The 11,275-nt window shown below is 62.4% G+C and carries 5 protein-coding genes and 1 pseudogene; 4 read left to right on the top strand and 2 right to left on the bottom strand.

Annotated features, from left to right (window positions below):
• Positions 1-299 precede the first annotated feature (299 nt).
• The 4 genes and pseudogenes from AC3WLT_RS19925 (at position 300) to AC3WLT_RS19910 (ending at position 4,311) form a co-directional block, all read left to right on the top strand.
• Positions 300-1,169 carry a transposase gene (locus AC3WLT_RS19925; RefSeq protein WP_492593406.1) on the top strand — a complete coding sequence of 290 codons (870 nt, stop codon included), beginning with the start codon at positions 300-302 and terminating at the stop codon, positions 1,167-1,169.
• A gap of 52 nt (positions 1,170-1,221) precedes the next feature.
• Positions 1,222-1,368, top strand: coding sequence for a hypothetical protein (locus AC3WLT_RS19920; protein WP_492593405.1), 147 nt, complete (start codon positions 1,222-1,224; stop codon positions 1,366-1,368).
• Positions 1,369-1,523: 155 nt separating this feature from the next.
• Positions 1,524-3,079 (top strand): annotated as a pseudogene (locus AC3WLT_RS19915) (methyl-accepting chemotaxis protein).
• 167 nt (positions 3,080-3,246) lie between these two features.
• Positions 3,247-4,311 carry a lactonase family protein gene (locus AC3WLT_RS19910; protein WP_492593446.1) on the top strand — a complete coding sequence of 355 codons (1,065 nt, stop codon included), beginning with the start codon at positions 3,247-3,249 and terminating at the stop codon, positions 4,309-4,311.
• Between the two features lie 10 nt (positions 4,312-4,321).
• Here the strand turns inward: AC3WLT_RS19910 and AC3WLT_RS19905 are convergent, their stop codons facing one another.
• The gene (locus AC3WLT_RS19905; RefSeq protein WP_492593404.1) at positions 4,322-9,760 is read right to left on the bottom strand and encodes an AAA family ATPase; all 5,439 of its coding nucleotides are present in this window, start codon (positions 9,758-9,760) and stop codon (positions 4,322-4,324) included.
• A gap of 523 nt (positions 9,761-10,283) precedes the next feature.
• The gene (locus AC3WLT_RS19900) at positions 10,284-11,261 is read right to left on the bottom strand and encodes a pilus assembly protein TadG-related protein (RefSeq protein ID WP_492593445.1); all 978 of its coding nucleotides are present in this window, start codon (positions 11,259-11,261) and stop codon (positions 10,284-10,286) included.
• Between the last annotated feature and the right edge of the window lie 14 nt (positions 11,262-11,275).

The raw sequence follows: 11,275 nt of genomic DNA, 5'->3' as shown, positions 1-11,275 counted from the left end.
TGACGGCAGACGCATGTAGTCGAATGCGTTGGCCATCGCACCGGATCTTTCGCCTGTTCTCGACGTGCTTCGGGTCATGACATTGCCTTCGAAGTCTTCGAGCGCCTATCGCGCGCCGGGATCGACGCGCTGTAACACGCGCCGAACGAGTTGGATTTCCGAGCGGCCGGATTCGGACCGCGGTCCGCCGCACCGTGCGTACCGACATACTGTGCAACCGAGGACATCACCCGGATCGGGAGTCATGAATCCGTGACTGTCCAGAGGCGTGGACCGGTCCAGTCTGCGTGGAGAAAGACATGTTTTTCGAAGAGCTAAGTGATGACGAATGGAACACGGTTGCCGATCTGGTACCCGATGAGCCGCTTGTTCGTCTGAACCGCCGCGGCAGGCCCCGAATCGAGCCGCGCGTCATCGCAAATGCAGTCCTGTGGATTCTGACAACCGGCGAATCATGGTCGAGGCTGCCGGGCCGTTATCCGTCCAGCCCCACATGCCGACGCCGCTTCGAGGAATGGCAACTGAGCGGTACGCTTGCCGAGATGATTCGACTGCTGTCGCAAACCGGAAGAGAATTTTCCTTCGTTTCAGAACATTCTTCGGCTGCCGCGAGACCCGCACCTGGACCTGTTTCGCGGAGGCACACCGGCGATGATCAGGGTGGCGTGGTCTGGAGGAGTGCAGGGTCATGGCAGACGTCGAAGGGCGCAACGAACGGTTCGACGGCGGTCGATCCATTCGCTGAAATCAGCCGGCAGCTTCTGGGGCGAAGGGTCGATGCGCCCCTCAATGTCGAGTCGCGAGCGACGGCTGTGGCGCGGCCCTTGCCGCAAGCGTACCGCACGCGTAGCTTGCGGAAGGGGCTGTCGTCTTACAGCTCGCAGATTGCCGACCGGCGCGGCTACGTCATCTACGCGGCGGCAGAGCCGGGGCCGGGCGCAATGTTCCGCGCATGGGCGGAGATTGTGAAGGATGGCAAGCGCGTCGAACGTTCAGGACTCGTTGGCCCGCGTTTCGCAGACGTCGAAAGTGCGCAGCAGCACGCGCTTAACTGGGCACGCCGCTGGATCGACCGGCACGGTCTTCCAACCGCTACTGACTTGACGACACGGGAGCCTGACGCCGATGCCGCTCCATCGGAGCAGATCCTGAGCCTGGACCTGTCATAGCTTCGTCGTAGGGATTGCCGGGGATGCCGAACGCTCACCTGCGATCGTTTCGATGCAGCAGGCCGGCTATGTCAACGGCAATCCGAATTTCGCACCGGGCCAGTCCGCGAAGATCACCCTCAACCAGGTCGACAGCAATTCGCCAAGCCAGTTGCGCGGTCACATCGAGGTGGCGGGCAGCAAGGCGGAAGCGCCTTGACCATTGACAGATCAGTGGTCTGATGTCCTACGTCAAACTGGCCGAAACGCTTATTCTGCTGAAGGTCAAAACGCTCGCTTAGCTTATTCTGCTAAAGAGATCCCGCCATCTGCCGTTAAACCCGTCATCGTACAACACGGGATTGAGAAAGCGGCATGCGAAACGTATCGGTTCGAAATAGTCTCCTGGCTGTCTTCCTGATCTTTGCCGCGATGATTTTGCTGGGCGGGGTGATCGGTATCACCACGCTCAGCCGCGCGAACAGCAATCTCGCGCGCATCCATCAGATTGCGACGCAGGAAATTCTCGTCAACGACGGCTACAAGGATTCCACACGCACCCGCGCCGCGCTGACGCGAGCCTACTCGGCGCTGAAGGAGCGCAACGACGAGGCGATGCGAGACTCAGCGCTGAAAAGCGCCGAAACCACGCTGAACCGGGCGGCCGTGGAAACGGACTCGTTTCGGGGCGCGCCCGTATTTCGCGATCAGGACGACGAGTTGAAGCGGCAGCTGATCGAATCGTCGGTCAATCTCGCGGCGATCCTGAAGAAAGCCGCCGATGCCCTGCGTGCCGGCGATACGAACGCCTACGCCGCGATCAACGATCGCGACATTACGGCGGCGGGCGCAGCGTATTCGGTGAAGGTCGAGAAATTCCAGAGCATGGCGAACACGCTGTCGAGCGACGCCATCGCGCAGGCCGATCGCGAATACACGTGGGTTGTCAGCCTGGTCGTTTTTGGGGGGGCGGCGCGCTTGCGCTGATCGTCGCCACGCATTTCGCGCTGCGCCGCATCGTGACTGCGCCGCTAAAGGACGCCGCCGACCTGCTCGATCGAATCGCGGCGAACGATCTGACGGCGCGCATTCCCGAGGCGAGCGGCAATGAGATCGGTCAGCTATTTGCGGCGATGCAGCGGATGCAGCGTGGTTTGTCGCAGACCGTGGCGAACGTGCGCAATAGTTGCGAGGCGATTTACCGCGGGGCGCGGGAGATTGCCGCGGGCAATCTCGATCTGTCGAGCCGCACGGAGCAGCAGTCCGCGGCGCTGGAAGAAACCGCGGCCAGCATGGAACAACTGACGTCGACCGTCAAACAGAACGCGGACAACGCACAGCAGGCTAGCAGACAGGCTTCGAACGCGGCGGATGTCGCACAGGGTGGCGGCGAAGTCGTCGAGCGCGCCATCCAGACGATGAATGCGATCAGCCAGAGTTCTCGCAGGATCGCGGAGATCACGGGGATGATCGACAGTATCGCGTTTCAGACCAATATCCTCGCGTTGAACGCGGCGGTCGAGTCGGCTCGGGCGGGCGAGCAGGGACGCGGCTTCGCCGTGGTCGCAAGCGAGGTGCGCAGTCTCGCGTTGCGCAGCGCCGATGCCGCGCGCGAGATCAAGGCCTTGATCGGCGCATCGGCCGAGGATGTCGCGAACGGCAATAGTCTTGTCGGCCAGGCAGGGCAGTCGATGAAGGACATTGTCGGTGCAGTGCGCAGCGTGGCCACCATCATGAATGAAATCAAGGCGGCGACGATCGAGCAGAGCGCCGGCATCGAACAGGTTGGCCAGGCAGTGACCCAGATGGACCAGGTCACTCAGCAAAATGCAGCGCTCGTCGAACAAGCCGCCGCTGCCGCGAGCGCGCTCGAGCAGCAGGCGCAGTCAATGACGGATGCTGTATCGGCATTTCGTCTCAGCAGTCAATAGGTGCTACGAATCATCGAAACATAGCGCTGGTCGAGCCTTCGTTTCTCAAGCAAACCACTATCGTCGTTCGAGGCGCCAATCGCCTGCGCCTACGTCAGGCGATTTCAATCATTTTTAAACGGAGTGTGAGCATGAACATTAAAAGCGTCCTGGGTGCAGGCGCAATCATGTTGGCTGGCGTTGCTGTGTCTTGCGCCTCGCAGGCCGCAACCTACGCATACGTATCGAATGCAGATAGCCAGGATATCTCGGTCTTCAGCCTCGACAAGTCGAATGGCTCGCTTGCTGCAGTAGAGACGGTGGCTGTCGCCGGAACGGTGATGCCGATGGCGTTTTCGCCCGACCATCTCCGGCTCTACGCCGGACTGCGCTCGAAGCCGTATCGCGTGGTGAGCTTTGCGGTCAATCCGCTCGACGGCCGGCTGATCGAACTCGGCAGGGCGCCGCTCGCAGAGAGCATGCCGTATGTCTCGACGGACGCGACCGGCCGCTACCTCTTTTCCGCGTCATACGGCGGCAACCTTCTGGCGGTGAACCGGATCGCCGCAGATGGCGTGGTCGGCGAAGTGCTGCAGACTGTGAGCACCGGCCCGATGGCGCACGCGATCCGGAGCGCCCCCGACAACCGCTACGTGTTCGCGTCGGTACTCGGCTCGGATGCCTGGCTGCGTCTGAAGTTCGACGCGTCGAACGGGCAGTTGACCACCGACGCCGCGCCTGCGTATTCGTTACCGCCAAAATCGGGACCGCGCCACTTCGTGTTCTCGGCGGATCATCGTTTTACGTACCTGATCGATGAACTCGACGGCAAGCTTCACGTGCTCGCCTTCGATGGCTCCCGCGACACGGTCAAGCCGGTTCAGACGGTCTCCATCCTGCCGCCCAATTTCTCGGGCGACAAGCCTTGGGGAGCGGATCTCCACCTGACGCCGGACGGGCGTTTCCTGTATGCATCGGAGCGCACATCGAGCACGCTCGCGGCTTACAAGGTCAGCGCGGCCTCGGGTGAGTTGACGCGCATCGGTACGTACCAGACCGAAAAACAACCGCGCGGATTCAATATCGATCCGTCGGGCAAGTACCTGCTGGCGGTGGGCCAGTTGTCGACGAACCTGAGCGCTTACCGCATCGACAGCAAGACAGGCGCGTTGAGTGCGATTGGGCAATATCCGGTAGGTAAGGGGGCGAACTGGGTCGAAATCGTCGAGTTTGAGGGAACAAACGCCAATTGAGGTTTGGCTTTCAGATCAACGCCTCGGGAAGACTTACCTTGATCGCGGTGCCGGTTCCCGGCGAACTGACAATGTCGATCTTCCCGCCCAGCATCAGAACGCGCTCTTCCATTCCCGCCAGTCCGAACGATTTTTTTCGGGTCGCCAGAGCATCGAATCCTTGACCGTCGTCGCGGACTTCCAGCAGACAGGCATCGGGCGTTCGTTCCAGCGTGATGATCACCTGGTTGGCCGCGGCGTGACGGGCGACATTGGTCAGCGCCTCCTGGACGAGGCGAAACAGCACGATAGCGCGGTCCTCGCTCACGACGATATTCTCGTCCTGCAAGCGGAGGTGACACACCGTGCGGCCATTGCGGTTGAACTCGGCAGCGAGCCACTCGAGCGCTGCCGCAATACCCGTGTCTAATGCGGCAGGGCGGAGCGATGCGATGACGTCCCTTACAACCTGCATGGTTTCGTCCGCCAGGGCAATCAGTGCCCGAGTCTGTTCGACCAGTTCCGGGCGGTCATTGCCAAACTGCATGCGTAATGCCGACGCCCTCATGCGAAGCGCGGTGAGGTGTTGTCCGAGTTCGTCGTGCATTTCCCGCGCAATGTGTTTGCGCTCTTCCTCGCGTGCCGTCTCGCGACGGGAGGTGAGTTCCCGCAGCATCTCGTAGGACTCGCGCAAGCGGTGCTCGGCTTCCTTGCGCTCGGTCAGATCGACCACGAAAGCGACGCCTTCCTTCCCGCTGGCGTCGAAAGCGGCCCTGCCGACCATGACGGGCACACGGCTGCCGTCCTTCCTGATGTACTCCTTCTCGTCGGGCGGCGTACTCCCGGTCTGCCTGACCTGTGCCAAGGCGCGTTCGGTGCGTTCGCGCCATTCCGACGGCGTCAGATCCTTCCAGCGTACGCGACCTGAGACAAGATCGTCGCGCTCGTATCCCACCATGCGCAGAAATGCGTCATTGGCCTCAAGAATGTCGCCATCGGCATTCCACACGATGATTCCGATGATGTTGGCGTCGACGAGTCGCCGGATCCTTGCTTCACGTTCCGCGAGGTCGCGGTACAAACGGGTGTTATCGAGCGAGGTCGCCGCCTGGGAGGCGAGGAGCCGGAGCACCGCAATCCGGGCTGGCGCGAATGCGCGGGTGATCAGATTGTTTTCGAGGTAGAGCGCGCCGATGAGCTTGGCCTGATTCATCAAGGGCAAGCAGAGAATTGAACGGGTACGATGCTGACGGATGTAAGGATCCGCGGCAAACGTAGGCTCGCCCGCGGCATCGTCGAGAATGACGCTCTCCCTCGTGCGCAGGACATGATAGAGCACCGACTCGGGCAGCACCGCCGCGCTCGCCGGCACATCGCGCAAATGCACGCGAGGCGTGTCGCCGCCCATCGTGGCCTCCGCTGCGATCCGCTGTTCGCCGCCGTCCGGAAGAATCAACAAACCGCGTTCGGCGCCGGCCTGTTCTATCGCCGTGCGCATGACCATATCGATCAGCCTGTCCAGGACGATCTCACCCGAGACGGCCTGCGACACCTTTATCACGGTAGCGAGGTCGAGGTGTTCGACCGGCGCCCCGATCGTACTGGTCGGCCCGGGGGCTCGCTCCTCCTCCCGGAGATACGGATACATCTCGTCGAGTTGCCGCACCTTGCCGTCGGCGCCCCAACGTCGGTAGCCTTGTCGGGCGTCCTGCAAATACACCCGGGCAATCTTCTCAAAACCGCGCACCGCGTAGAAGCGGGACGCGAGTTCGTTGGCAAGCGCTTCGTTGTGCACAAAGCCGTTTGCGCGTGCCGACCGGATGGCCTCTTCGTAGAGGCGCATCGCGTCACTATCGCGGCCCGCGAGGCGAGCCATCTCGGCACCGACCAACGCCGCGCGGTTGCCGAAATTCTCCGGACAGTTCGTCGCCCAGACCTGCAGTTGCCGGTGATGCGCAGCCACAGCGTCCAGATGCTGCTGTCGCTCCTCGGCTGGTGCGCGGTCGCAATGGGCGGCTCGGGCCAGCGCGCCGTAGAAGTGATATTCGCATTCCTCAAAATGCGACGATGAGGTCCATAGCAGCCGCTGTGCCGTCGATGCAGCGTCCATGGCCGCCGCATAGTCGCCGGCGATATAGCGCCCCTGTAATTTCCGGATCCAGTACCAGCACGCAGCGGTCGCCAAGGCCGGGTTGCTGGACAAACGGTGCTCGATATGAAGCTCGTTGAATCCACCGGCGTCAAAGCAACCGAATTTCAGTGTCATGCCGCGGAGCATCCGGATCAGCGCGAGTTGCGTGGTGATGTTATCGATGACCAGGCCGAATCGCGCCTTCCCGGAAAACGCCAGGCCCTGTTCGGCTTCGCGTTCCACCTCGGTCAACGGCTCGCCGGCAAAGAGCAGGTTCGAACTGATGTGGCAGCATGTATAGGCTGCAGACGGGAGGTCGCCGATCCGGTTCGCCGCTTCGAATGCGCGGTCCAGCAGTTCGCGGCTCACGCGCACGTGTTTCATCCAGCGCACGACGTAAAGCGCGAAGCAAAGATACGTCACCGCCTCGAAGCGTTTGAGCCCGCGTTGTTCGACCAGTTCGTAGCCGAGCTGGCCGAACCGGAATCCGGCCTGATAGTCGCCAAAACGCGGTCCGGCGATCCTGGCAAACATGACATAGGCGAAACATGAAGCATCGCAGTTGCCACGCTCAAGGCTGAGACTGACCGCTTTGCATATCGTCAGGGAAGCCAGATTGGCATCGGTAAACCACGCCGGCCTCAAGAGCTTACTCAGAACATCGGCGGTCGCGAGGGACGCCGGGTCCTCCATCAGCGGCAAATCGATGAGATCCTCAATTGCCCGGCCTGCAAGCTGTGACCGGATGCGCTCGTATTCCCGTTGCACGTCCTCCTCGTTCGGATGGGCCGACCACTCAATACCGACGCGCCGGAGGTGGTCGAGACAAACACCGACCGCGTGCCCACTCTGGTCGAGGGTCAGGTAGACATCCATTTGCAGGCACGCGACGAGAGCTTGTTCGACCGTTGTCGTCGCGCGGTACGACAGCCTTGCCAATCGCTCCTCCGCGACCGATAACCGGCCGGTCAAAAATTCGCATTCGGCCCGATTCAACGCCAGCGTGAAGATCAGTTCATGCCTGCGCTCCCAGCAATCGTCTTTCAGGAGTTCCGCACCGGTGATCAAATAGGTGAGGGCCGACGCATAGGCTGTCGACGCTTTGGCGCGCTGGCCGGCGAGCAGATTGAACTCGGCCAGCTGCTCCTGTTCCTCTCGTGAGGTCACCAGCCCTGCGCCACGGTTGAGTTGATTGACGATCTCGAATATCGCCTCCTCCCGTTTTCCGGGGGACGCCTGCGCCGCGAGCAGCCGCCCGATACGCAGATGAGCCTCGGCGCGCGAGGATTCCGGGATCAGTGAATAGGCGGCCTCCTGCACCCGGTCGTGCACAAATTTATAGGAACCGTCGAGGTGCTCGACCAGTTCCTGGTGGACTGCCGGCCGCAGCAACACCCGGACCTGCTGCTTCGAGTTCCCCAAAACATTCGACAGCATCGCGATCGCGGCGGTGTTGCCGAGGCAGGCGAGCTGTTGCAACGCCCGCTGCGTTTCGATGGGCAGGCGGACCAGCTTCGCGACCATCAGGTCGGCCACGTTGTCGGTGTAACCCTTGCTATGAATGTGGGGCAGATCCCAGGACCAGCAGGCCGTGTCATGATCGAAGGTGAGTAAATTTTCGTCAGCGAGCGCGTGCAGAAACTGAATGACGAAGAACGGATTGCCCGCGGTTTTTTCATGCACGAGCTGCGCGAGCGGCGCGGCGCGTTTCGGCTCGCTGCGAAGCGTCTCTCCAATCAATTGCTCCACGTGCTCACGGGCGAGAGGCGCCAGGGCGATTTCATCGAGCCTGGCGCCCGCGTTCCTGACGGCCTGAAGCTTGCGCATCAGCGGATGTGCAGCATCGACCTCGTTGTTGCGATAGGCGCCGATTAGCATCAGGTGTTGCAGATCGGAGCGGGTAAGGAGGTCCTCCAGCAGGTCGAGCGTCGCGGCGTCGAGCCATTGCAGATCGTCGAGAAACAGCGCCAGCGGATGTTCCGGTCGGGCAAAGACACCCATGAAGCGCCGGAAGACGAGCTGGAAACGGCGTTGTGCCTGATGCGGCTCAAGTTCCGGGACCGGCGGCTGATCCCCAATGATGAGCTTCAGCTCGGGGATCAGATCGGTCATGAGCCGTGCATTCGGCGCCAGTGTCTCCATCAATGCGTCGCGCCAGATCGCCAGCTCCATGTCGCGCTTGCCGAGAAGCGGCCGCACCAGGCCTTGAAAAGCCTGCACCAGTGTCGAATAGGGTATGTCGCGTTTGTACTGATCGAACTTGCCCGAGGCGAAGAGTCCCCTCGGCGGCACCAGCACCTTGTGTAGTTCGTTGACGACCGCGGATTTGCCGATACCGGAATAGCCGGAAACCAGCACCAGTTCCGGCGTGCCGCTCCTGACGACGCGGTCGAATGCAGCGACCAAAGCCTCGACCTCGCGCTCCCGCCCGTAGAGCTTCTCGGGGATAAGCAGCCGGTCGGACGTGTCGTGTTCACCCAGCAGGAAGGCATCGATGCGGCGCTGACGCTGCCATTCGGCCAGGCAGTGCCGCAGATCCCGCTCGACGCCGGCCGCGGTCTGATAGCGCTCCTCGGGTGTCTTGGCGAGCAGCTTCATGACGAGTCCCGAGAGGGCAGGCGGGACCGTCTCGACCCGCGCGCTGGGCGGCATCGGCTTTCGGGCGACATGGCAGTGCACCCATTCCATGGGGTCGGCGGCCGTGAACGGCAGCGTACCGGTGAGCATCTGATAGAGCGCGACGCCGAATGCATAGAGGTCGCTGCGCGAATCGATCGAACGGTTCATCCGCCCGGTCTGCTCGGGCGCCATGTAGGCGAGCGTGCCGGCGATCGTTTCGGGCGGCTCGGGCGGCTGTCGTTCGCGCGGCAGCCGCGAGGCGATGCCGAAGCCGGTGAGCCGCACCTGGCCGTCCGCGCAGTTCACCAAAATATGAGCGGGCTTGAGGTCCTTATGGACGAGGCCACACTGGTGGAGCTGGCCCAGCGCCGCGGCGATGCCCACGGCGAGGCGCAACACACTGCCCACCTCCATGGGTGCGCCGATCAGCCGCTCGAGCGGCTCGCCGCCCGGATCCTCGAGCACCAGCACGGTCCGGCCGTCTGCGGCGTGCACCAGCTCCATAGGCCGCACCGCCCACGCGCCATTGAGGTGGGCCTTCAGAGCGAATTCGTGAGCGAGGCGATCGAGGCTGGTGGGTGAGGGATGTTCGACGCCGGCCCGCGCAAGCAGCACGCTGTCGCTGCCGCCCGGGGGCCACGCTCGACAGAAGACGCGCTCGCCATCTTCCCACAGGATCTGGAGGTTGCTAGCTGCGTCGGAACCGTGTGTAGCGTTCATCTGCCGTACTTCGCCATCAGGCTTCTGCCCGTCATTGGTTAAGAGGGGGCGCCCCCATTCATCTGCCTCGACTGCGCCGGGTGTGCATGAAATGCAAATGACAAGGCGGCATCTGCGCAGTCGGCAACGCGTACAGCAGCGGGCATCGTTGTCACGATACACCTCGACGACCGCGACGAAGTAGTGACCTCGTCGGAGCACCCGAGGTGAGCACCTGCACGCGCCAGTCTGACTGTGCCCTTCGCTCCGTGCTGCACCAGCGACACGGTACCGGCGAAAAGAGATTCGCGCAAAAAGTATGATGAAAGGCGGAGGATCGCGGACTGGCAACGCGCGTCCGGAGCCTCCTGCCGCGGCAACGAATGACCGTTGCACCGCTGGAAACATAGGACATGGCCGTTGCCTTCAGCCCAAATGTTGTAGCAGACGCCACCATCAACGTCAGCCCGGCGATATTGCTGAACACGTACCAGGTCTGCGCGCGCTGGTCGCGGACGCACGGTGAGCAGCGCGTGCCGTTTCGTCAAAGTGCCAGGCGGGGCGGCACATACGCTCCGTAATTGGGGCCGACGCCCGAAGACTGCGGGATGTCATAGCCGGTGAGGAAATGGCCCTTGATGTACTTGCTGCTGGCGCCCACGGCACTATCGATATAAAACGCTGCGAACGCGACGATAGGCTCATAGGCGCTGCTGTTGGGGATGGTGCTCACAATGGGAACGTAGACAACCGTGTTAATCGGAACGGAGCTGTAAATCGTGTTCTTGACGCCGGGCTGAATGTAGATGCTGTTGCCGATGCTGAGCGGTGCAGGGTTGCCGTTCGCGATCAGCCCGCGGATCGTCGTGACATCGTTCGCGACGCTCAAAAACGAGGTCCACTGGCCGGCCTCGCATGAGCCGCCGTAGGTCTGTCCGTTGCCTATATCGAATTCGTATGCCGTGCCGGTCGACGGATCGATTTTCGGCTGATTGGTGCTCGAATTCCAATACGTGTTGTACACGCATTGACCGAGCGCGACCGGGAAGAGGCCACCTGCGACGGTGCCGGGCGCCGCGGCGACGGCGATCGCGGTGGCAGTGCCGTTCGTGCTGGCCAGTCCGAGCAATGAGCCGAACGTCAGGCTGATCGCGCCGCCGTTCTGGTTCGCGCTGCGCGTCACCGTGACTTGCACCGCGGCGGCGTCGTAGGTACCGCGCGTAATCGTCGTTGCCTGCAAGGTCAACGGCGAGCCCGCCAGGTTCCAGTAACCCGTTGTCACGGTTGCGCTCGACAGTTTCGTATTGTCCGATGCGTTGAGCGTGATCGCGGAGGTCGCCGCCGTCGACCCCGCGGCCCAGCCGGGCGTGCCGGAGCCTTTTGCGACGAGCCCCGAGGCGCCGGCAAGCGCCGCAGCGTCCGCGGCATTCTGCAACTCGTTGCGCACCACGCTCACACGCGCAAGGTTGATCGCAAACGCGCCGAACATCAGCAGCGGGATCAGGAAAGCGACGAAGAACAGGACAACCGATCCTC

Source organism: Paraburkholderia sp. FW306-2-2C-D06C (assembly GCF_058781505.1).
Note: the sequence above shows the minus strand (reverse complement) of the source record. Positions and strands in the feature narration are given on the sequence as shown.

Excerpts from the sequence above, each read along its gene's own strand:
- AC3WLT_RS19925 (WP_492593406.1), top strand. The coding sequence starts at position 300 with ATGTTTTTCGAAGAGCTAAGTGATGACGAATGGAACACGGTTGCCGAT.
- AC3WLT_RS19920 (WP_492593405.1), top strand. The coding sequence starts at position 1,222 with ATGCAGCAGGCCGGCTATGTCAACGGCAATCCGAATTTCGCACCGGGC.
- AC3WLT_RS19910 (WP_492593446.1), top strand. The coding sequence starts at position 3,247 with ATGTTGGCTGGCGTTGCTGTGTCTTGCGCCTCGCAGGCCGCAACCTAC.
- AC3WLT_RS19905 (WP_492593404.1), bottom strand. The coding sequence starts at position 9,760 with ATGAACGCTACACACGGTTCCGACGCAGCTAGCAACCTCCAGATCCTG.